The sequence below is a fragment of the Mesorhizobium sp. M8A.F.Ca.ET.161.01.1.1 genome (assembly GCF_004792105.1).
Classification (GTDB): domain Bacteria; phylum Pseudomonadota; class Alphaproteobacteria; order Rhizobiales; family Rhizobiaceae; genus Mesorhizobium.
Genome location: NZ_SRTD01000010.1, coordinates 201,186 through 223,161 on the forward strand (window position 1 = coordinate 201,186; position 21,976 = coordinate 223,161).

Here is a 21,976-nt window from a genome sequence, read left to right on the forward strand (position 1 = left end):
TCACCACAGAGGTCGCTGGCCGATTGGCAGGCGGCATGTGGCCGTCTTCAGTAAACCACGACACTCCGGATCGACTTGCCCTCATGCATCAGGTCGAATCCCCTGTTGATGTCCTCTAGCTTCAGCGTATGGGTGATCATCGGGTCGATCTGGATCTTGCCGTCCATGTACCAGTCGACGATCTTGGGCACGTCGGTGCGGCCACGCGCGCCGCCGAAGGCGGTGCCCATCCAGCTGCGGCCGGTGACCAGCTGGAACGGTCTTGTCGAAATCTCCTGGCCAGCGCCGGCGACGCCGATGACGACGGACTTGCCCCAGCCGCGATGCGAAGCCTCCAGCGCCTGGCGCATCACCTTGGTGTTGCCGGTGCAGTCGAAGGTGTAGTCGGCGCCACCGATCTGGTCGGCGCCGCGCTTGGTCATGTTGACGAGGTGGGGAACGATGTCGCCCTCGATCTCCTTCGGATTGACGAAATGCGTCATGCCGAAGCGCTCGCCCCAGGCCTTCTTGTCGTTGTTCAAATCGACACCGATGATCATGTCGGCGCCGGCAAGTTTCAGGCCCTGGATGACGTTGAGGCCGATGCCGCCGAGGCCGAAGACCACTGATGTGGCCCCTTGTTCGACCTTGGCGGTGTTGATGACCGCACCGATGCCTGTGGTCACGCCACAGCCGATGTAGCAGATCTTGTCGAAGGGAGCGTCGGGGTTGACCTTGGCGACCGCGATCTCGGGCAGCACGGTGAAGTTGGAGAAGGTCGAGCAGCCCATATAGTGAAAGATCTTGTCCTTGCCGATCGAGAAGCGCGACGAGCCGTCGGGCATCAGGCCTTGCCCCTGGGTGGCGCGGATGGCGGTGCAAAGGTTTGTCTTGCGCGACAGGCAGGACGGGCACTGCCGGCATTCGGGCGTGTAGAGCGGGATGACATGGTCGCCCTTCTTGACAGAGGTAACGCCCTTGCCGACATCGACCACCACGCCGGCGCCTTCATGGCCGAGAATGGCCGGGAAAATGCCTTCGGGATCGGCGCCAGACAGCGTGAATTCGTCGGTGTGGCAGATGCCGGTCGCCTTGATCTCGACCAGCACCTCGCCATCGCGCGGTCCCTCGAGGTCGACCTCCATGATCTCCAGCGGCTTTCCGGCGGCGACAGCGACTGCGGCGCGGGTTTTCATCGGGCAATTCCTCCAAGGCGATTTTTGTGTCCAAGTTTTCAGGTTTTGGGCTGCTCATCAACTGTCAGATGAGACGAAATGTCGGCTTTGTTGACGCAGATAGCACACCATTCGACAACCGGTTCGGCAGAGAGCGCAATGGCGCGTCGCTGGCGCGGCTTTCATGTCGTCCATCGCGGTACTTGAGACATGGCGACATAGTCCATAGAACTGAACCGTTCGCCGGAGGGGAATTCTGCCTGCATGTTCACCAAGATCCTGATCGCCAACCGTGGCGAGATCGCCTGCCGCGTCATCAAGACGGCGCGCAAGATGGGCATTGCCACGGTCGCCGTCTACTCCGACGCCGATCGCGATGCCGTGCATGTCGAAATGGCCGATGAGGCGGTGCATATCGGGCCTTCGCCGGCCGTGCAGAGCTATCTCGTGCCGGAAAAGATCATCGCCGCCTGCAAGGCAACCGGCGCTCAGGCGGTGCATCCCGGCTACGGCTTCCTGTCCGAACGGGCCGCCTTCTGCGAAGCGCTGGAAGCGGAAGGCATCGTCTTCATCGGGCCGAAACCCAAAGCCATCAAGGCGATGGGCGACAAGATCGAATCGAAGAAATTCGCCAACGCCGCCAAGGTTTCTACCGTGCCCGGCTGGCTCGGCGTCATCGAAAATGCCGACCATGCCGAAAAGATCGCCGGCGAGATCGGCTATCCCGTCATGATCAAAGCCTCGGCCGGCGGCGGCGGCAAGGGCATGCGCATCGCCTGGGACCAGTCTGAAGTGCGCGACGGGTTCGATCGGGCACGCTCCGAGGCCAAGAGCTCGTTCGGCGACGACCGGGTGTTCATCGAGAAATTCGTCGTCGATCCGCGCCATATCGAGATCCAGGTCCTGGCCGACGCGCATGGCAACGCGCTCTATCTCGGCGAGCGCGAATGCTCGATCCAGCGCCGCAACCAGAAGGTCGCCGAGGAGGCGCCATCGCCCTTCCTCGATGCCAAGACCAGGAAGGCCATGGACGAACAGTCGGTGGCGCTGGCCAGGGCTGTCGACTACCAGAGCGCCGGCACCGTCGAGTTCATCGTCGATAAGGACAAGAACTTCTATTTCCTTGAAATGAATACACGATTGCAGGTCGAGCATCCGGTGACGGAACTGGTCACGGGCATCGATCTGGTTGAGCAGATGATCCGCGTCGCCGCCGGCGAAAAGCTTGGCCTCAAGCAGGGCGACATCAAGCTGGACGGCTGGGCGGTGGAAAGCCGGCTCTACGCCGAGGATCCCTATCGCAATTTCCTGCCTTCGATCGGCCGGCTGACGCGCTACCGGCCGCCGGAGGAAGGGCAATTCGGCGACATCGTGATCCGCAACGACACCGGCGTCACCGAAGGCTCTGAGATTTCGATGTTCTACGATCCGATGCTCGCCAAGCTTTGCACCTGGGCACCGACGCGGCTCGAGGCCATCGACGCCATGTCGGAAGCGCTCGACAGCTTTGTGGTCGACGGCATCGAGCACAACATCCCTTTCCTGGCGGCACTGATGCAGCATCCGCGCTGGCGGGAAGGGGCGATATCGACTGGCTTCATATCAGAGGAATATCCCGACGGTTTTGCCCCCATCGTGCCGAACAGCGAGGAAAAGGCCGTGCTGGCGTCGATCGCCACCGCGGTGGAACTGCTGCGCCGCGACCGTCTCGACCGGCTGGGCGGGCGGCTGGCGCCGCATTCGGGAGCGCTCAAGCGTGATTGGGTGGTCAAGATCGGCGAGGACTATCTCTCGGCGTCGATCCTCGAAGGCATGATTTCCATCCCGATGGAGATCGACCTGTCGATCGATGGCGGCAAGGCGCTGACCGTTGCATCTGACTGGCGGCCCGGCGACCTGATCTGGCGCGGCACGGTCGGCAAGCACAGGGTCGCCGCCCAGATCCGGCCTGTCGCCAATGGCCTGCGCATCGCCTGGAAAGGCATGTCGGTGACGGCGCGTGCCATGCTGCCGCGCACCGCCGAGCTTGAACGGCTGATGCCGGAAAAGGTGGCGCCGGACACGTCGAAACTGCTGCTCTGCCCGATGCCCGGCCTAGTGGTGTCGATTGCCGTTGCCGTGGGCCAGGAGGTCAAGGCCGGCGAAACCTTGGCCGTGGTGGAGGCAATGAAGATGGAAAACGTGCTGCGCGCCGAGCGCGATCTTGTCGTCTCGAAACTCAACGCCAAGCCGGGCGACAGCCTGGCTGTCGACGCGGTAATCATGGAATTCGCGTGAGCGGGCTGGAAGCCTGTGGTCAGTAGTCGTTTGTGCTGGACTGGTATCGCCCGGTCCCGGACATTACATTCTCATCGACTCAAAGACCTTCGGCAGCGCGAAAAACCATGGCGGACGACAGACTTCCACGCGACCCACTGAAGCGCGAAGCCGCGATTGCTGCCGCGCGGCCTGAAATACCGGCACGGCCGTTCGTCCATCTGCGCGTGCATTCGGCCTATTCGCTGTTGGAAGGCGCGCTGCAACTCGGCAAGATCGTCGGCCATGCCGTCAAGGACGAAGCGCCGGCCATCGCCGTCACCGATACCAACAATCTGTTCGGCGCGCTGGAGTTCGCGCAGAAGGCGGTGAAGGACGGCATCCAGCCGATCATCGGCTGCCAGATCGCTCTCGCCTTCTCCGGCGAAAACAGCGATGGCCAGCGTGATCGCCGTCGGCAAGGTCCCGACATGCGGCCGGTGGTGCTGATCGCGGCCACCGAAGCCGGCTATTCCAATCTGGTCCGGCTGGTCAGCCGCGTATACCTCGAAACACCGCCCGGTGAAGCGGTGCACCTGACCACCGAAATGATGGACGGCCAATGTGACGGCCTGATTTGCCTCAGTGGCGGGCCGCGCGGTCCGATCGGCATAGCCCTGAAGGAAGACCGCCGCGATCTCGCCGAGGCACGCCTGCTCACGCTCAAGACGATGTTCGGCGACCGCCTCTATGTCGAACTGGACCGGGTTTCGGGTTATGATCGCATGATCGAGAAATCCTCGATCGATCTAGCCTATTCCCATGAATTGCCGCTGGTTGCCACCAACGAGGCCTTCTTCTCGTCGCGCGACGAGTACGAGGCGCACGATGCGTTGATCGCCATCGCCGAAGGTTCGGTCGTCGCCGTCGACACCCGCCGCCGGCTATCGCCGGACAATTTTCTGCGCAGCCAGGCCGACATGGCGAAATTGTTCGCCGACCTGCCGGAAGCGATCGACAACACGGTCGAGATCGCGTTGCGCTGCTCCTACTATCCGAAAACCCGTAGCCCGATCCTGCCGCGTTTCACGGGCGGCGATGCCTCCGACAAGGACGCCGCCGAAAAGGCCGAGGCCGAGGAACTGGCCCGCCAGGCGCGCCAAGGGCTCGACGCCCGGCTTGCCCTGCACGGACCGACACCGGGCTACACGGTCGAGCAATATCGTGAGCGGCTCGAATTCGAGCTTGGCATCATCGAGAAGATGAAATTCCCCGGCTATTTCCTGATCGTCGCCGACTTCATCAAATGGGCGAAGGCACAAGGCATTCCGGTCGGGCCGGGGCGTGGTTCGGGTGCCGGTTCGCTGGTCGCCTATTCGACGACCATCACCGACATCGATCCGCTGCGTTTCTCACTGCTGTTCGAACGCTTCCTCAATCCGGACCGCGTGTCGATGCCCGATTTCGACATCGACTTCTGCCAGGATCGCCGCGAGGAGGTGATCCGCTACGTCCAGCAGAAATACGGCCGCGATCAGGTCGGCCAGATCATCACCTTCGGTACGCTGCAGGCGCGCGCGGTGCTGCGCGACGTCGGCCGTGTTCTGCAGATGCCCTATGGCCAGGTCGACAAGCTCTCAAAAATGGTGCCTCAGAACCCGGCCAATCCGGTCAAGCTCGCCGATGCCATCGCCAACGAGCCACGCTTTGCCGAGGAGGCCGAGAAGGAGCCGATCGTCCAGACGCTGCTCGACATGGCGCAGAAGCTGGAAGGCCTCTACCGCCATGCCTCAACGCATGCCGCCGGCATCGTCATCGGCGACCGACCATTGTCGGAACTGGTGCCGATGTACCGCGATCCGCGCTCGGACATGCCTGTCACCCAGTTCAACATGAAATATGTCGAGCAGGCCGGGCTGGTGAAGTTCGACTTCCTCGGCCTGAAGACGCTGACGGTGCTGGAGACGGCCGTAAAGCTGATCCGTCGCCGCGGCATCGACATCGATCTCGCGACCATCCCGCTCGACGATCCCGAGACCTACGCGATGCTCTCGCGCGGCGAGGTGGTTGGCGTGTTCCAGGTGGAAAGTGCGGGCATGCGCAAGGCGCTGATCGGCATGCGGCCCGACTGCATCGAGGACATCATCGCGCTGGTCGCGCTCTACCGGCCGGGCCCGATGGAAAACATCCCGACCTACAACGCCAGAAAGCATGGCGAGGAGGAGATGGCCTCGATCCATCCCAAGATCGACCATCTGGTGAAGGAGACGCAAGGCGTCATCGTCTACCAGGAACAGGTGATGCAGATCGCGCAGGAGCTGTCCGGCTATTCGCTCGGCGAAGCCGACCTTCTGCGCCGCGCCATGGGCAAGAAGATCCGCGCCGAGATGGACAAGCAACGCGAGCGCTTTGTCTCCGGCGCGGTCGAGCGCGGCGTCGCCAAGCCGCAAGCCGACTTCATTTTCGACCTGCTGGCCAAGTTCGCCGACTATGGCTTCAACAAGTCGCACGCGGCCGCCTACGCCGTCGTCTCGTACCAGACCGCCTATCTCAAGGCGCATTATCCGGTCGAGTTCCTGGCAGCGTCGATGACGCTCGACATGGGCAACACCGACAAGCTCGCCGACTTTCGCCAGGATGCGCTGCGCCTCGGCATCGAGGTCCTGGCGCCGTCGGTGATGACCAGTTTTCGTGCCTTCGAGGTTGGCGAGAACCGCATCTATTACTCGATGGCTGCCCTGAAGGGTGTCGGCGACGCCGCGGTGGAGCACATCGTCGCCGTTCGCGGCGAAAAGCCGTTCAAGAGCCTGGCCGATTTCTGCGAGAGGGTCGACCCGAAGATCGTCGGCAAGCGGGTTTTCGAAAGCCTGATCATGGCCGGCGCGCTCGACTGCTTCGGCCACGATCGGGCCCAGATGTTGGCTGGCGTCGAGCGGATGATGGGGCTGGCGTCACTTGCCCAGCAGAACGCCGTTTCCGGCCAGGCCGATATTTTCGGCGCCTCGCTCGGCGCCCAGTCGCAGGCGCTCAACCTGCCGCCGACCGATCCGTGGCTCGCCGCCGACCGCCTGCACCGCGAATTCCAGGTCGTCGGCTTCTATCTCTCGGCGCATCCGCTCGACGAGTACAAGGCGGCGCTGCAGAAGATGCGGGTGCAGAACTGGGCGGAGTTCTCCGCTGCCGTCAAGCGCGGCGCTTCCGCCGGCAGGCTTGCCGGCACCGTTACCAGCAAGCAGGAGCGCAAGACGCGCACCGGCAACAAGATGGGCGTGGTGGCCTTTTCCGACACCTCCGGCCAGTACGAGGCCGTGTTGTTTTCAGAAGGATTGGCCCAGTACCGCGATCTCCTCGAAGCCGGCCGCTCCGTCGTCATCACCGTTGCGGCGGAGGACAGGCCAGAGGGCGTCAACCTGCGCATCAACTCCGTCCAATCGCTGGAAGACGAAGCAAGCCGCATCCAGAAGGCGCTGCGCATTTTCGTCCGGAACGATGGGCCTGCCTCGATCATCCAATCCCAGCTCACCCAGCGCGGTGAAAGCCAGGTGAGCATTATCGTGATCAAGGAAGAGGCGCAGGGCGAGGTCGAAATTGCCTTGCAGGGCGGCTATCGCGTCTCGCCGCAGATCGCCTCGGCGATGCGCGCCGTGCCGGGCGTGGTCGAAGTGGAACTGGTGTGATCTGCACGCTTGCCAGAAAGCCTCCGCTGCTCACGCTGTTGCGATCGGCATGAGAGGCGCCGACGGCAAGGCACCGCAGGGTCTCTCCGCGACGGTACAGCTCCGCGACACGCTACGCAGGCTCTATCATGGGCGCTCGCCGGCCGCGTTCCGGTTCCAACTGGTCGCTGTCATCATCGACCTCGCCATCATCGCCTTTTTCATCGCCACGCCGGTCATCCAGCAATCGGCCTCGTTTCTGTGGCTGGACTATGCCGTGGCGGCCCTCGTCGCCGCCGATCTGGGCGCCAGGCTGCTGGCCTCAAACGACATGCTGCGCCTGATGAAGCAGCCGACCTTCTGGGTGGATGCCTTCATCCTTCTGACGTTGCTGATGCCGACGGCGCTCGCAAATCTAGGCTTTCTGCGCATTCTGCGGCTGTGGTCGCTATCGCGCAGCGGTTCGATCTGGCGGCATTTCGAGATGCGCGGCCTGAGACCCTGGCGCGAGGCAAGCCACGCGGTCATCAATCTTTTGACCTTTCTCTTTGTCATCACGGGCTTCGTCTACACATTCTTCTTCCGCAACGGAGCCGGGCTGGAAAACTACATCGACGCGCTCTACTTCACCGTCGCGACCGTAACGACGACCGGCTTCGGCGACATCGTGCTGCCGGGCATCGCCGGCAAGCTGACGGCGATCGTCACCATGATCATCGGCATATCGCTGTTCGTCAGGCTGGCGCAGGCGGTCTTTCGGCCGGCCAAGGTGTTCTTTCCATGCCCGCAGTGCGGGTTGCAGCGGCATGAACCGGACGCCGTGCACTGCAAGGCCTGCGGACACGTCCTCAACATACCGAACGAGGGCGACTGATCGGCGGCGGTTTTACGAAGCGGCCACTTCCGCCGGCCTTGCCGGTTTCCGCTGTAGATTGAGCAGGTTGCCCATCAGGATGAGCAGTGCGCCGCCGGCGGTGAAAGCGTCGATCTGTTCGCTGTAGAGCAGCCAGCCGATCAGCGCCGACAACGGCACGCGCAGGAAATCCATCGGCGAAATGACGGTGGCGTCGGCATAGCCAAGCGCGCGGGCCATGCAGAAGTGGGACGACATGCCGGTGAAGGCAATCAGCACGATCCACGGCCACAGTTGCAGTGGCGGGTTGCGCCACTCGTAAAGGGCTGGAACGAGGCCGACCACCGACTGGATGATCAGCATCCAGAAGATGATGCGTACGACGCTGTCCGTCCGCGTCAGCGATTTGACCATGACCACCGAGATGCCGAAGCAGACCGCGGCGCCGAGCACGACGAGATGGCCCGGATCGACCGAGCCCACACCGGGCCGAACGATGACCACCACGCCGATCAGGCCCAGCACGATCGCGGCAAGCTTTGGCCTGGACAGCCTTTCACCAAGAAAAGTCACCGCCAGGATAGCCGTCCAGATCGGTGTGGTGAATTCGATCGAAATCAGCACGGCCAGCGGAATCAAGGTCAAGGCGTAGAGCCATGCCGCCTGCCCGGTATAGTGGATGACGTTTCGGGCGAGATGGGCGAGGGGACGTTGCGTGCGCATCGCCGCAAACCCGCCGCTCGCAAACACCAGCGGCAAGAGGATAAAGAAGCCGATCACCGAGCGCAGTTCCAGCACCTGGAAGACGTTGAGTTCGGCCGTGGTGGCGCGGCCGGCGACAGACATCGCCAGGAACGACGTGATCGACAGCGCCATCCAGAACGCGGCCTTGGGGATCGAAGGGGTGGGTGCCATGTCCGCTATGTCGCAAGCCGGGGTTTTTGCCGCAACCACTAGCCGCCCCATTTGACTGGGCCAGAGACTTTGCGCGCTGCTGCAAAACAGTCTTGTCGGAACCTGACATGGCAAGGTGCGTTGAGTCGCTGGATCCCGCCTGAGCATCGCCGATTGCCCCTCCACCCAGTCACAAGGAGACCTTCGATGACATCACTCACGCGGTTTGCGCTTGCTGGATGCCTGCTCGTCGCGGCCACTGCCGCGCGTGCCGACGACAGCAAATTTCTCCAGTCCTTCCAGGGCAGTTTCGCCGGCAAGGGAACTGTTCAGGTGACGACGCAGGCGCCGACGGTCAGCGTTTCCTGCACATTCAAATCGGATGCGACATCGTCTTCGCTGTCGCTCGACGGCAACTGCCGCGGCCTGATCCTGGTGACACGCGCCATCAGCGCCCGTCTGAAGACCAGCGGCGCCAAATACAGCGGCGTCTATGTGGGATCGCGCACCGGACCGGCGCAGCTGAACGGAAATCGTTCTGGCAATGCCATAAACCTCGCCATCCGCTGGGCCAAGGAGGTCAATGGCGACCGCACCGCGCAGCTTACCGTACAGAAAAACGGGGCGGACGGCATTGTTTTGACCGTGGTCGACCGTGATCCCAAGACCGGAAAGAGCGTCGTGACGAGCCGCATCGACCTTCGACGCAGCTGATCTGGTTCAATCCTCAAGCGGCTCCGGCGGATGGGCGTCGCGGCCCTTGCCGAAGGTGTAGCCGGTTTGCACCGCCTTGCGCCCGAATTTGTCGCGCAACGCATCGATGGCGCCTTCGGCCATGGCGCGCTTGCGCGACTGGACATCGACCAGATCCGGTGGGTCGGCCTTGTCGTCATCCGAAAGGTCGCTGACGCCGATGCCAAGCAATCGAAATTTTGTCCCGTCCGTCTCCTTGCGAAGAAGTTCCACGCCGGTCGAAAAGATGCGGTCCGCGAGCCGGGTCGGGTCGCCAAGCTGACGGTTGCGCGTGCGCAGCTTGAAATCCTGGGTCTTCAGCTTCAGCACCACGGTGCGACCCGCAATGCCTGACTTCTTCAGCCGCGCCGACACTTTTTCCGAAAGGCCCCTCAGCACCGAGACCAGCTCGTCCAGCGAGGCGATGTCGGTGTCGAAAGTGGTTTCGGCCGATACGCTCTTGGCATCCTGGTCGGGGTCGACGCGGCGGACATCCTCACCGCGCGAAAGCCGGTAGAGCCGTTCGCCCATCACCCCGTAGCGACGCATCAGGTCGCTACGCTCCATCTTCTGGAGCTGACCGATGGTGCGGATGCCATCCTGTTCCAGCGTGGCGTTGAACGCCTTGCCGACGCCCCAGATCATGGTCACCGGCTGCGTTGCCAGGAAGCCGACCGCCTCGGCCTCGCCAATGACCGAAAAGCCGCGCGGCTTGCGGAAGTCCGATGCAATCTTGGCGAGGAACTTGCAATAGGACAGGCCGGCCGACACGGTGATGCCGATTTCCTTCTCCACGGCCAGCGCGAAGCGCGCCAGCACCACCGCCGGCGGCAGGCCGTGCAGCCGCTCGGTGCCGGCGAGATCGAGGAACGCCTCATCGATCGACAGCGGCTCGACCAACGGCGTCAACGCCTGCATCATGGCGCGCACCTCGTGGCCGACACGCACATATTTTTCCATGTTGGGCGCGATTACCACCGCCTCGGGGCAGGCCTCGAGCGCCTTGAACATCGGCATGGCGGAACGCACGCCGCGAATGCGCGCTATATAGCAGGCGGTGGAGACGACCCCGCGTTTGCCGCCGCCGATGATCAGCGGCTTGTCCTTGAGCGCGGGATTGTCGCGCTTTTCGATCGCCGCGTAGAAGGCATCGCAATCGATATGGGCGAGGTGCAGCCGGTAAAGCTCGGGATGGCGGGCAAGGCGAGGGCTGCCGCAGCGTTCGCAGCGGCGCGTTTCGCCACGCTGAAACGTCAGGCAGTCACGACAAAAACCGTGATCGGGATTGTTGACAGGAGCCGCCATCACTGCGAACATAAAGAGAACAAATGCAATGGTACGACAGCGCAGGGCCAGCGACAAGCCTGGCCTGGGGAGAACGCATGAGCACGACCATAGTGCCGCTGGCGCCAGAGCTCTGGCCTGAATTCGAGGACCTTTTCGGCAAGCAGGGCGCCTGCTACGGCTGCTGGTGCACGCATTTCCGGCTGGCCCCGGCGGCGCGGCGCGAGAGCAGTCGCGAACGCAACAAGGATCACATCAAGGCGCGCATCGAGGCTGGCCCGCCGCCCGGGCTGCTGGCCTTCGAGGACGGCAAGGCGGTTGGCTGGATGCAGATCGGTCCACGCGCCGACGTGCCCGAATGGAACAACAAGGGCAGGGGGTCGGCGCCGATCGATCCCGCCGACGCTTCCGATCCGGCCGTTTGGGCGATCTCCTGCTTTTTCATCCGCGCCAAGGCGCGCGGCAGGGGCATCACGCACCGCCTCGTCGAAGGCGGCATCGATTTCGCCCGCAGGAACGGGGCACGGCTTGTCGAGGCCTGCCCGATAGACCTGTCCCGCGATTCGCGCTCGATCGGCCTGTTCGTCGGCTCATCTGGGGTGTTCGAGAAGGCCGGGTTCGAGAGGCTCGTGGAGCGCAAGGCCGGTCGGCCGCTGATGCGGCTGATGCTGTAGAGGAGAACCTCATCTTGCGATTGCACCGGTATTTTACTAGCGGTGAAGCGATTCTGCTCATGCGGGCTGAAGAGGGAGAGTTGAAGTGAGGCGTATTCTGCCAGTTGTGCTTGTTTTTGCGGTGATCGTGCCCGCTTGGGGGCAGGCGGTTGACAATCGGGGCGCAAAGCAGCTCTCCGATGAGCTGTCGCGCTATGTCGGCAAACAGTTGCTCAACGAAGGCATTTTGAAGGTTTCGACCACAGGCGATGCCTACAAGATCACCGTCGATTTGAAGGCGATCGCAGCGGGCTTACCGAAGAAGGATCTGCCGAAGTTCGATTTCCCGCCTTACACGCTGCTGGTCAAACCGCGCGGCGACGGCGGCTGGGACGTCTCCTCGGATTTTTCGACCAGCGGGTCAGTCCAGGTAAATGATCCGAGTGGCCAGACAAGCGCGCAGATCGTCATCAAGCATGGCAAGTTCACGGGCGCCTATTATCCTGAACTGGCGGCATTTACCAGCGGTGCCAGTTCGATAGCCGGCATGACGATGACCTCGCGCATGCCCAGGCAAGTAACGGACCTCAGCGTCGGCGCGGGCACTTCCAAGTTCGGCGCCAGCAAGTCGGCGAGCGGTGGGGTCGACCTTAATCTGACACAAGCGATGGCCGACTTCGTCGAAACGGTCAAAATCGACGGCCGGGCCGTCGGAGCGATCAAGACGACGGATCTCGTCGTGGATGTAACCGCCAAAGCTATGCGGACGAAGCCGTTGCTGGACCTGTTGGCATTCGCCGTAGCCCATGAAGACGAGGCCCGGTTGAAAGCCGACCAAGCCGAGCTCAAAGCGCTTCTGCTCGCCGCGCTGCCGCTGTGGGATCGGGTGGCCGGGACCTATACATTCAAGAACGTTGCGTTTGATACCTACGCAGGCAATTGGGGTGCAGCGGAACTGAGCACTGCATTCGGGGCTGATGGCATCGCCCAGAACGGTAAGGTCGATTATGCCATCAAGGTCTCCGGCTTGACCTTTCCTGAGGTCATACCGAGCTGGATCGCCGCAGTGCTCCCTACCGAGCTTGATCTGAGATTCGGCGGGGCCAACATCGACCTCGACGGCATGGCCAGAAAGACGATCGAGACATTCGATCTCAGCAAGAACCCGCCGCTGCCGGCGGGGTTCCGCGATCAGATCAAGTCCGACTTCATGGCCAACACGCCAAAATTCATCATGGGCCACAGCGTCATCAAAAATGGCGGCACCGAGATCGCGCTGGAGGGCGAGGCGACCTTTCCCGGCCAGCGGCCAGATGCAACCATGACCGTCGACGTCGCGGGCTATGACAAGATCGTGGCGGCACTGCAGGCTGCGGCCAAGACCGAACCGGAAGCGGCACGATATTTTCCTTTCGCATTGGCCGTCAAAGGATTTGCCAAGATGTTGCCGGATGGGCGGATGGAATGGGTGATCAACGCCAGGTCTGATGGCTCCGTGATGGTCAATGGCGGTATGTTGAAGCCCGCCGATCCGGCCGTGGACGATAGCGGCAAGGGCGGGGCGAAACTGAATCCTTGATTATTGGATTATTGCAGCGATGCCAGAGTGTGCGGCTGGTCGTCGACGAAACCATCCGCCGGCCGCTGATGCGGCTGACGTTGAAGCCGATTGCCTGACTGTCATCGTCTTGCAGTCGGGATGGTATTTCCCTACCAGAGATGCGAAACGATTTTTGCCTTCGACCGAACGGAGAATTCCCGTGAACCCTATGTTGCCAATTGCGTTTACCGCGCTTCTGCTCAGCGCACCTGCTTTCGGCCAGACCGTCGACAGCCAGGGCGCCAAGCAATTGTCCGATGACCTGTCGCGCTATGTCGGCAAACAGGCGCTCGACAAGGGTATCCTGAAGGTTTCGGCCGAAGGCGACGCCTACAAGATCGTGTTTGATTTCAAGGCGCTTGCCGCGACCTTCCCCGACCAGAAGATGGTGAAATTCGACTTTGCGCCCTACGCCCTGCTGGTCAAGCCGCGCAGCGACGGGTCCTGGGATGTCTCGATGGACTTTTCGCAGAGCGCCTCATTCGAGTTCAACGGTCCCGAGGGAAAGCAGAGCACGCGGTTTTCGATCAAGGACGGCAAGGGCAGCGGCGTCTACGACCCCAAGCTGGCGGCGTTCAGCAGCGCCACCAGTTCGATTGCCGGGATGACGATGTCGTCGCAGGACGCCAAGCAGCAGATGGATGCGAGCGCCGGTGCCGGCACCGCGACCCTGTCCGCGGCCAAGGCAGCCAATGGCGGCGTCGATTTCACGACGACGCAAAAGATTGCGAACTTCGTCGAAGCGATAAAATTCAATGATCCCGAGAGCGGGTTGAATTTTCCCGTTACCGTGAAGTCGCCGGAATTGTCGGTGGAGGCCAGCGGCAAGGGCGTCGAGACCAAGCCGCTGCTCGATCTCCTGGCGTTTGCCGTGGCCAATGAGGACGAGAAGACGCTGAAGGCAAACCAGGCGCAGCTCAAGTCGCTTCTGCTCGCCGCGCTTCCGGTGTGGGAGCGTATCGACGGGACCTATGGCTTCAAGGATTTTGCGGTCGACAGCCCGATCGGCACGTTCGGAGCGACCCAGCTCGGCATAGCGTTCGGCTCCGACGGCGTCGCCCAGAATGGCAAGATCAGCTATGGCATCAAGGCTTCGGGGCTGACCGTGCCGCAGCAGCTCTTGCCGAGCTGGAGCGTGGCACTGCTGCCCACCGATATCGACCTGAACTTCGGCGGCGCCAGCATCGATCTCGACAGTATGGCGAAGAAGGCGATCGAAGCCTTTGATCTCAATCAGGATCCGCCACTGCCGGCCGAGTTTGGCGACCAGCTCAAGGCCGACTTCCTGGCCAAGACTCCGAAGGTCGTCATCGGCCACAGCACCGTGAAGAACAAGGACATGGAGATCGCGCTCGAAGGCGAGATGACGACCTTCGGCCAGAAGCCCGATGCAAATCTGACCGTCGATGTCGCCGGTTTCGACAAGATCATGGAGCACCTGCAGGAAGCGGCGAAGGCGGAGCCGGAGGTCGGGCAGTACGTGCCTGTCGCTCTCATGGCGAAGGGTTTTGCCAAGACGCTGCCGGACGGCAAGCTGGAATGGGCTATCAACACCAAGGCCGACGGTTCGGTCACTGTCAACGGCGTCATGCTGAAGCCGGCCGATCCGGCGGTGGATGACAGTGTCGATGATGGTGGCGGCGCGGACGATGAGAGCGGCGATGACAATGGCGGTGGCGCTAACGGCGGTAGCGCTAACGAAGGCAGCAATAGCGGCGGCACCGATAATGGCGGAGCAGGGGCCAAGCTGAACCCTTGAGGGGGTAGCCCTCCAGCAATTCCCCCCGGAATTGCGTCAAAGCGCCTGTAGTCCCAGAGCGCTCGCGATCTTCGGCGCGGCTTCGTGCCAGTCCTGGACGACGATGACATCGTCCGAGACCGGGGGCAGGAACGCGCGCAGCGAATTGTCGGCCATCAGGTGGAAAAGATTTGAGTCGGCGACCGATTCCCGCACCGACGCCAGATTGTGCGGCTGATCATCGACGAAGACCACGGGCCGCCCGGTCTTGCCGCGCAGCCTGGCCACCGCCGGGCCCTTGGCCATCTCGGTGGTCAGCAGCGGATAGGCTAGTCCCAGCGCATCGAGATGGGCGCGGCGCGCGGCGCGATGCCTGTGCGGCATGGCCGTCAGCAATATGATTTCCGCGCGACCTCCAAGTCCCGTCAGGGCCTCCGCGGCGCCATCGGTGATGCTTTGCCAATCAGCTTGCGCGTCGAAGAAATCGCCCAGGAGTGCCGTGACTTCGGGTTGTTCGATCAGGCGGCCGCTGGCCGTTTCGGCAATGTTGCCGGTCAGCCGGAAGGAAGCCAGTGTCAGGCCATAGCCGCGTGCCTTGAGGAAATGCGGAAACGGGCGGATGAATTCGAGCACCACATCGTCGACGTCGAGCACCAGCAGCGGCCGGTCGTCGGCCGCAAGTTCCTCGATCTGGCGCGCGGTTTCGGGATCATCGCTCATGTGGAACGCTCGTGATTGTCGTCGCCGAGCGGCAAGGCGCGCAGCGCCTTGCCGACTGCCGCCGGCGGGGTGCCGGTTTCCTCCGCAAAACGCATCAAGGTCGGCTCGTGGGCGAGAATGAACTGCAGGACGCCGGCCAGGAAACCCGGCTCGCCTGCCGCCCGGCGGATCGAATGCGCCTCTATTCCCGTGATCGCCAGAAAGCGCGGTAGAAGCTCGGGATCGGCGGCAACGAAGCCCAATGCCTTCACGGCAATGTTTTCCGCCTCTTCGCGCATTGACGCTGCGTTTGCCATCACTACCTTCGGTGTGTGGAATGAGTCTCTCCCGCAGTAATGGCAAGAGTTGCTTGCGGCAAGCCATTAGAGTGTGGCGCGCCTATTGGACGCGCAGGGAGTCGAGGCGGAATTCGTGCTGCTTTGCAGGCCGCGGGTTTCCGTTTCGTCAATCATATTGCCGTATAGTGAAGCAGGGTTTGGTGCGTTCAAGGAAAGAGCGCATGACGGTCACCTCCGGGCGGAGGACGGTCGGGACGGGATGTCGATGCCTAAGAAGGTCATGATCGTCGAGGACAACGAGCTCAATATGAAGCTCTTTCGGGACCTCATCGAAGCTAGCGGTTACGAGACGGTGCGAACCCGCAACGGTCTCGAGGCGCTCGACCTGGCGCGCCAACACCGGCCGGACCTTATCCTGATGGATATCCAACTGCCCGAAGTGTCGGGGCTGGAAGTGACCAAATGGCTGAAGGAGGACGATGATTTGCACGTTATCCCGGTCATTGCCGTGACTGCCTTCGCGATGAAAGGCGATGAGGAGCGCATCCGCCAGGGTGGCTGCGAGGCCTATATTTCGAAGCCGATCTCGGTGCCGCGCTTCATCGAAACCATCAAATCCTATCTGGGCGATGCCTGATGTGCCCTTCCAGCCGAGCCGGAGCCTTGTGAAATGACCGCGCGGATCCTCGTCGTCGACGACATCCCTGCCAATGTGAGGCTGCTGGAAGTCCGGCTGCTGGCCGAATATTTCGAGGTGCTGACCGCCACCAACGGGCCCGACGCGATCGAGACCTGCGAGAACGGCAAGGTCGATGTCGTGCTGCTCGACGTGATGATGCCCGATATGGACGGGTTCGAGGTCTGCCGGCGGCTGAAGAGCGATCCGGCGACGTCGCACATTCCGGTGGTGATGATCACCGCGCTCGACCAGGTCTCAGACCGCGTGCGCGGGCTGGAGGCCGGTGCCGACGATTTCCTGACCAAACCGGTCAACGACCTGCAACTGATGACGCGCGTCAAGAGCCTGGTCCGCCTGAAGTCGCTGACCGACGAGCTTCGGCTGCGCGCCTCGACCACACGCAACATAGGCATCGAGGAACTTTTGAGCCGCAATTTCGCGTCCGAGGACACGACGCCGAAAGTGCTTTTGATCGATGAGCGCAAATCGTCGGTCGAGCGCATCCAGAAGATGTTGCGCGACCGTGCCGACCTGGACGTCACCGGCGATCCGCATGCCGGGTTCTTCCAGGCCGCCGAAACGCCCTATGAATGTGTGTTGATCTCGACGGCCTTCGCCGATTTCGATCCGCTCAGGCTCTGCTCGCAACTGCGCTCGCTCGACCGCACCCGTTTTGTGCCGATCATCCTTTTGGCGGAGGAGGGCGAGGAAGAGCGCCTCATCCGAGGGCTCGAACTCGGCATCAACGACTATCTGATGCGGCCGATCGACCAGCAGGAACTGACGGCGCGGCTGCGCACCCAGGTGCGCCGCAAGCGCTACAACGACCAATTGCGCGCCAGCGTCACCCAGACCATCGAAATGGCCGTGACCGACGGCCTGACCGGGCTGCACAACCGCCGCTATCTCGACAGCCATCTGCAGACGCTGTTCGACCGCGCAGTGGCGCGGCGCCGGCCACTGTCGGTGATGATCACCGATCTCGACCGCTTCAAGTCCATCAATGACGCGTACGGCCATGATGGCGGCGACGAGGTGCTGCGCGAATTCGCGCGGCGGCTGCGCAAGAACGTCAGGGGTATCGACCTTGCGTGCCGGTTCGGCGGCGAGGAGTTCGTGGTGGTGATGCCGGACACCGACGGCACCGTTGCCGAGAAGGTGGCCGAACGCATCCGTGCCGAAATCGCCCAGAAGCCTTTCGCCATCGGCGCCGACGGCAAGACGATCGAGGTCACCGTCAGCGTTGGCGTGTCATCGGTGCTGAAGGGCGTGGATACGGCGGCCGCGCTGATGAAGCGCGCCGATCTCGCGCTCTACGAAGCCAAGAGCGGCGGCCGCAACCGCGTCGTTGCCACGGCGGCCTGACGGTCCGGGCCTGATTATCCGGTCAACCCAACAGGGTTACCCATTTACCTTAATCCAAGCGATTCGCGAGCCTTGGTTAAGAAACTGTTGATTTTCATAAGCTCTTGCGCAAATGTGCAGGCCAAGACGAAGCCGGCACGAGGGTAGACAGCCGGCTCGGTCCCTCAGGAATACCCCATGATGCTCAGGTCCGCCGCATCTCCTGGGTCCGTGGGGTCGGCCGGCCGGCGCTGGCACATAGTGGCCTCCTCGTACCGCTGCCAAACGCCGACCGGCCCCCTCTTGTCCGACATGGCATCAGGATTCCGCGACAAGCCCCGGAAGTGCCGGGGCTTTTTTGTGTGCGGCAGGATCTGAAGAACGCTTTCCTGGGTTCTAACGGCACCTCGCGCGCTATCGCTTCGCAACGCGCGACCTTTTCACTGCCGTATGCAGAGGGGAAGGCGAAGGCTACCCCCTCCATTTCATACATATGGCGCACAAGGGGCTTGCGGCAAGACCTGGCTGTTCCCGTAAAACCACGACCCAAGTTAACCGAAACGGGAGTGGCGAATGCCGGAATTGTTGCCAAGAGGCCAAGTAGGTCGGGACCGTGCAGTGGTGATCGCCGGAGGCGGTCCGACCGGGTTGATGCTGGCTGGCGAACTCGCATTGGCGGGCGTCGATGTGGCCATTGTCGAGCGGCGGCCCAACCAGGAACTCATCGGCTCGCGAGCGGGTGGCCTGCACGCACGCACCATCGAGGTACTCGACCAGCGTGGAATTGCCGACCGGTTCCTGTCACAGGGACAGCTATCGCCGTCCGTCGGCTTCCACATGATCCGGTTGGACATCAGCGATTTTCCCACGCGGCACAATTATCTGCTGGCGCTGCGGCAAAACCATATCGAGCGGCTGTTGGCCGACTGGATCGGCCAGTTGGGGGTGCCGATCTATCGCGGACAGGACGTCACGGGCCTCGCACAGGATGACGATGGCGTCGACGTCGAACTGTCCGGTGGTCGGTGCCTGAGAGCGCAATATCTCGTCGGCTGCGACGGAGGACGCAGCATCATCCGCAAGGCGGCGGGCATCGCGTTCGACGGGTGGGATCCGACGATGAGCTGGATGATCGCCGACGTCGAGATGTCTGAGGAACCTGCATGGGGCTTTCGCAGCGACGCCTACGGTATTCATGCGATAGGCAAGATTGAAGAAAGCGACCGCGTGGGTGTGGTGTTGACCGAGAGGCATCTGACCATTGGCGGCGAACCTACGCTGCGCGATCTCAGCGAGGCGCTTGTCGCGGTTTACGGCACCGATTACGGGGTCCACAATCCGACCTGGATTTCCCGGTTCACCGACATGACACGCCAGGCTGCGTCTTACCGCAACAAACGTATTCTGCTCGCCGGCGATGCTGCGCACATCCATCCCCCAATGGGCGGACAGGGCCTCAATATCGGCGTGCAGGACGCGGTGAACCTGGGATGGAAGCTGGCCCAGGTGGTCAAGGCGACGTCCCCTGAAAGCCTGCTCGACAGCTACCTTGCCGAACGCCATCCGGTTGCCGCCCGCGTGCTGCGCAATGCGATGGCGCAGGTCGCGCTTCGTCGCAGGGACGACCGCACCAAGGCTCTGGGTGACACGTTTGCCGAACTGCTCGCCATGGACGGGCCACGCAAACGAATCGCCGCCGAGATGTCCGGCCTGGGTGTCCACTACGACCTCGGGGAAGGGCACGCGCTGCTTGGGCGGCGAATGCCCGACCTCGATCTGCTCACCGCCAACGGGCCGTTGCGGCTGTTTACCTTGCTGCACGACGCGCGGCCGGTGCTCCTCCATTTCGGTGAACCAGGCAGACTGGACAGTGCGCCTTCGGCCGGCCGGATCCGGCAGATCGACGCCAGGTATGCCGGTGCCTGGGAGCTTCCCGTACTCGGAACGGTCGCTGCGCCCGACGCGGTTTTGATCCGGCCCGATGGATATGTGGCCTGGGTAGGAGTTGGGACTCCACAGGGATTGGCCGATGCGCTGACCAGATGGTTCGGACCGGCTGCCGAAGCCGGGTGTCCTTCCGAACGCAGCGCGTCACACTCTTCCACGGGCTGAAGGCTGGCTTCCACAGGCTGAAGGCGGCTGCCTCCTGACAAGCGATTGACAGGAGGCTCCATCTATGCAGAAATTGGTTGGACCATTGGACCACTTGGAGGAAGTGTGGACCAGAACAGCCTGCCACCCATTCAGACGACGGCGCGCGACGACGCCGTGCTGAAGGCATTGGTGGGCTTCGTCCGCGCCGAGGCCTTGCAGCCTGGTGAGCGACTGCCGACCGAGCGCATCCTGGCCGAACGGCTCAAGGTCAGCCGCAACACGGTGCGCGAGGCGCTGACGCGGTGGGAGGGATTGGGCCTGGTCGAGCGCCGGCAAGGCAGCGGCACCTATCTCAAGGCGGCCGTCTCGCCCGATATGCTGCATCTGCCGCTGACGCTGGCGGGCGGCAATGATTTCACCAGCCTGATGCAGACGCTGGAAATCCGCCGCGCACTGGAAGCGGAAGCGGCGGCACTGTGCGCCGAGCGGGCAAGCCCCGCCGACATTGCCGAGATCGAACGCAAGCTCGATATCATGGAGCAGGCGTTTCGCACCCTGGACGGCATGTCATCGGAAGAGGACTGGGAATTCCACCAGGCGATCTACCGGGTCTCCGGCAATCCGCTGTTCGAACAGATCATCGCGGCCATGCACGAACTGTTCCACCGCTTCTGGGAACATCCACTCGGCGTGCGCGATTTCGGCCATGCCAGCTTTCCCTATCACCGCACCATCTACGAGCGCATCGCCGCGCGTGATCCGCAAGGCGCCCGCGGCGAGGCGCTGAAGCTCATCGCCACCGTCGAGGACGACCTGAAGCGCGGTGCGGCCAAACTCAAACTTTCGGACCTGAGATGAACGAGCACCCAGCCGGTTTCGATCAAGACTATCTCGCCGAGGCGGCGACGCTTTTGGCGCATGATGAACCGTTCCCCGGCGGCGCCGTCGTGCCGCCTATCTACCAGACGTCGCTGTTCACCTTCGCCAATTACGCCGAAATGGCCGATACCTTTGCCGGCAAGCGAAAGCAGCCGATCTATTCGCGCGGCGACAATCCGACGGTCATGGAGTTCGAGGCGCGTGTCGCGGCGCTCGAAGGCGCCGAGGCCGCGCGCGGCTTTTCAAGCGGCATGGCAGCGATCAGCGCCACCGTGCTTGCCTTCGTCGGGGCGGGCGAGCGCATCGTCGCGGTACGCAATTGCTATGGCGATGCCTACCGGCTGTTCGAGCGGCTCCTGCCGCGGCTCAACATCAAGGTCGATTATGTCGACGGCTCGGACCCGGATGCGGTGGCGGCGGCATTGCCCGGCGCAAAGCTGCTTTATCTGGAAAGCCCGACCTCGATGATGTTCGAGCTTCAGGACCTGCCGCATCTGACCCGGCTGGCCAAGGAGCAGGGCATCATCACCACCATCGACAATTCCTGGGCGACGCCGGTGTTCCAGAAGCCGATCTCGCACGGCGTCGATCTCGTGCTGCACTCGGCCTCGAAATATCTCGGCGGCCACAGCGACACCGTTGCCGGCGTGGTGGCGGGCTCGGCCGCGCACATCAAACACATCAACGAGCAGACCTATTCCTATCTCGGCGGCAAGCTGTCACCGTTCGAGGCCTGGCTCTTGCTGCGCGGCCTGCGCACGCTGCCGCTGCGCCTGCCGCACCACATGAAGAGCGGGCTCGCCATCGCCGAACGGCTGAAGGCGCATGGCAATGTCGAGCGGGTCAACCACCCCGTCTATTCGAACCATCCGGGCAAGGCGACGCTTGCCGGCTATGGCGGGTTGTTCTCGTTCGAAGTTACCGAGGATATCGACATTCCCGTCTTCGTCGACGCGTTGAAATATTTCCGCATCGGCGTCAGCTGGGGTGGGCATGAGAGCCTGGTCGTGCCGGCCAAGGCGTCGCTGGAGCAGACGCCGGGACTGAATTCGATGGCGCGCTTCGGCGTCAGCCCCCGAACCATCCGCTTCAATGTCGGATTGGAAAGTGTCGAGGATCTTTGGGCGGATGTCGCCCAGGCCTTCGAAAAAGCCAGAAAATAACAAGCGGGTTCAAAATGGGA

The 21,976-nt window shown here is 62.7% G+C and carries 17 protein-coding genes; 12 read left to right on the forward strand and 5 right to left on the reverse strand.

Features of this window, described 5'->3' with window-relative positions:
* Positions 1-47: 47 nt before the first annotated feature.
* The gene (locus EN804_RS23505; protein WP_127872608.1) at positions 48-1,175 is read right to left on the reverse strand and encodes an S-(hydroxymethyl)glutathione dehydrogenase/class III alcohol dehydrogenase; all 1,128 of its coding nucleotides are present in this window, start codon (positions 1,173-1,175) and stop codon (positions 48-50) included.
* 243 nt (positions 1,176-1,418) lie between these two features.
* On the opposite strand from EN804_RS23505, the gene EN804_RS23510 reads away from it, so the two are divergent.
* The 3 genes from EN804_RS23510 to EN804_RS23520 all read left to right on the forward strand — a co-directional run bounded on the left by EN804_RS23510 (position 1,419) and on the right by EN804_RS23520 (position 7,919).
* Positions 1,419-3,431 carry an acetyl/propionyl/methylcrotonyl-CoA carboxylase subunit alpha gene (locus EN804_RS23510; protein WP_135921493.1) on the forward strand — a complete coding sequence of 671 codons (2,013 nt, stop codon included), beginning with the start codon at positions 1,419-1,421 and terminating at the stop codon, positions 3,429-3,431.
* A 107-nt stretch (positions 3,432-3,538) separates the two neighbouring features.
* Positions 3,539-7,066, forward strand: a complete 3,528-nt coding sequence (dnaE, locus tag EN804_RS23515; RefSeq protein WP_135921494.1) for a DNA polymerase III subunit alpha — start codon at positions 3,539-3,541, stop codon at positions 7,064-7,066.
* A gap of 49 nt (positions 7,067-7,115) precedes the next feature.
* Positions 7,116-7,919, forward strand: a complete 804-nt coding sequence (locus tag EN804_RS23520; protein ID WP_135921495.1) for a potassium channel family protein — start codon at positions 7,116-7,118, stop codon at positions 7,917-7,919.
* 12 nt (positions 7,920-7,931) lie between these two features.
* Here EN804_RS23520 and EN804_RS23525 read toward each other — a convergent pair whose 3' ends face one another.
* Positions 7,932-8,813, reverse strand: coding sequence for a DMT family transporter (locus EN804_RS23525; RefSeq protein WP_127872604.1), 882 nt, complete (start codon positions 8,811-8,813; stop codon positions 7,932-7,934).
* A 186-nt stretch (positions 8,814-8,999) separates the two neighbouring features.
* Between EN804_RS23525 and EN804_RS23530 the strand changes: the two genes are divergently transcribed.
* Positions 9,000-9,506, forward strand: coding sequence for a hypothetical protein (locus EN804_RS23530; RefSeq protein WP_135864383.1), 507 nt, complete (start codon positions 9,000-9,002; stop codon positions 9,504-9,506).
* A gap of 6 nt (positions 9,507-9,512) precedes the next feature.
* Here the strand turns inward: EN804_RS23530 and EN804_RS23535 are convergent, their stop codons facing one another.
* On the reverse strand, positions 9,513-10,841 hold the full coding sequence (locus EN804_RS23535; RefSeq protein ID WP_135921496.1) for a DNA polymerase IV: 1,329 nt from the start codon (positions 10,839-10,841) through the stop codon (positions 9,513-9,515).
* 65 nt (positions 10,842-10,906) lie between these two features.
* Between EN804_RS23535 and EN804_RS23540 the strand changes: the two genes are divergently transcribed.
* The 3 genes from EN804_RS23540 (at position 10,907) to EN804_RS23550 (ending at position 14,820) form a co-directional block, all read left to right on the forward strand.
* Entirely contained in the window at positions 10,907-11,482 is a 576-nt protein-coding gene (locus tag EN804_RS23540) for a GNAT family N-acetyltransferase (RefSeq protein WP_135880498.1), read from the forward strand.
* 85 nt (positions 11,483-11,567) lie between these two features.
* The gene (locus EN804_RS23545) at positions 11,568-13,040 is read left to right on the forward strand and encodes a hypothetical protein (RefSeq protein WP_135921497.1); all 1,473 of its coding nucleotides are present in this window, start codon (positions 11,568-11,570) and stop codon (positions 13,038-13,040) included.
* Positions 13,041-13,230: 190 nt separating this feature from the next.
* Entirely contained in the window at positions 13,231-14,820 is a 1,590-nt protein-coding gene (locus EN804_RS23550) for a hypothetical protein (RefSeq protein WP_127278644.1), read from the forward strand.
* A gap of 36 nt (positions 14,821-14,856) precedes the next feature.
* On the opposite strand, the gene EN804_RS23555 is transcribed toward EN804_RS23550, so the two are convergent.
* Together EN804_RS23555 and EN804_RS23560 are read right to left on the reverse strand one after the other, a co-directional pair.
* Positions 14,857-15,519, reverse strand: a complete 663-nt coding sequence (locus EN804_RS23555) for a hypothetical protein (RefSeq protein WP_135921498.1) — start codon at positions 15,517-15,519, stop codon at positions 14,857-14,859.
* A complete protein-coding gene (locus tag EN804_RS23560) occupies positions 15,516-15,815 on the reverse strand; it encodes a DUF3572 domain-containing protein (protein ID WP_127278639.1) in 300 nt (99 codons plus the stop codon). The genes EN804_RS23555 and EN804_RS23560 overlap by 4 nt, the downstream gene beginning before the upstream one ends.
* A 247-nt stretch (positions 15,816-16,062) precedes the next feature.
* Here EN804_RS23560 and EN804_RS23565 point away from each other — a divergent pair, with 247 nt between their 5' ends.
* The 5 genes from EN804_RS23565 (at position 16,063) to EN804_RS23590 (ending at position 21,956) form a co-directional block, all read left to right on the forward strand.
* On the forward strand, positions 16,063-16,434 hold the full coding sequence (locus tag EN804_RS23565; RefSeq protein ID WP_006334976.1) for a response regulator: 372 nt from the start codon (positions 16,063-16,065) through the stop codon (positions 16,432-16,434).
* A 33-nt stretch (positions 16,435-16,467) separates the two neighbouring features.
* Positions 16,468-17,841, forward strand: coding sequence for a PleD family two-component system response regulator (locus EN804_RS23570; protein WP_135921499.1), 1,374 nt, complete (start codon positions 16,468-16,470; stop codon positions 17,839-17,841).
* A 552-nt stretch (positions 17,842-18,393) separates the two neighbouring features.
* On the forward strand, positions 18,394-19,932 hold the full coding sequence (locus EN804_RS23580; RefSeq protein WP_135921500.1) for an FAD-dependent monooxygenase: 1,539 nt from the start codon (positions 18,394-18,396) through the stop codon (positions 19,930-19,932).
* Positions 19,933-20,037: 105 nt separating this feature from the next.
* Positions 20,038-20,772 carry a FadR/GntR family transcriptional regulator gene (locus tag EN804_RS23585; RefSeq protein WP_135880494.1) on the forward strand — a complete coding sequence of 245 codons (735 nt, stop codon included), beginning with the start codon at positions 20,038-20,040 and terminating at the stop codon, positions 20,770-20,772.
* On the forward strand, positions 20,769-21,956 hold the full coding sequence (locus tag EN804_RS23590; RefSeq protein WP_135880493.1) for a PLP-dependent transferase: 1,188 nt from the start codon (positions 20,769-20,771) through the stop codon (positions 21,954-21,956). The genes EN804_RS23585 and EN804_RS23590 overlap by 4 nt, the downstream gene beginning before the upstream one ends.
* Positions 21,957-21,976 lie beyond the last annotated feature (20 nt).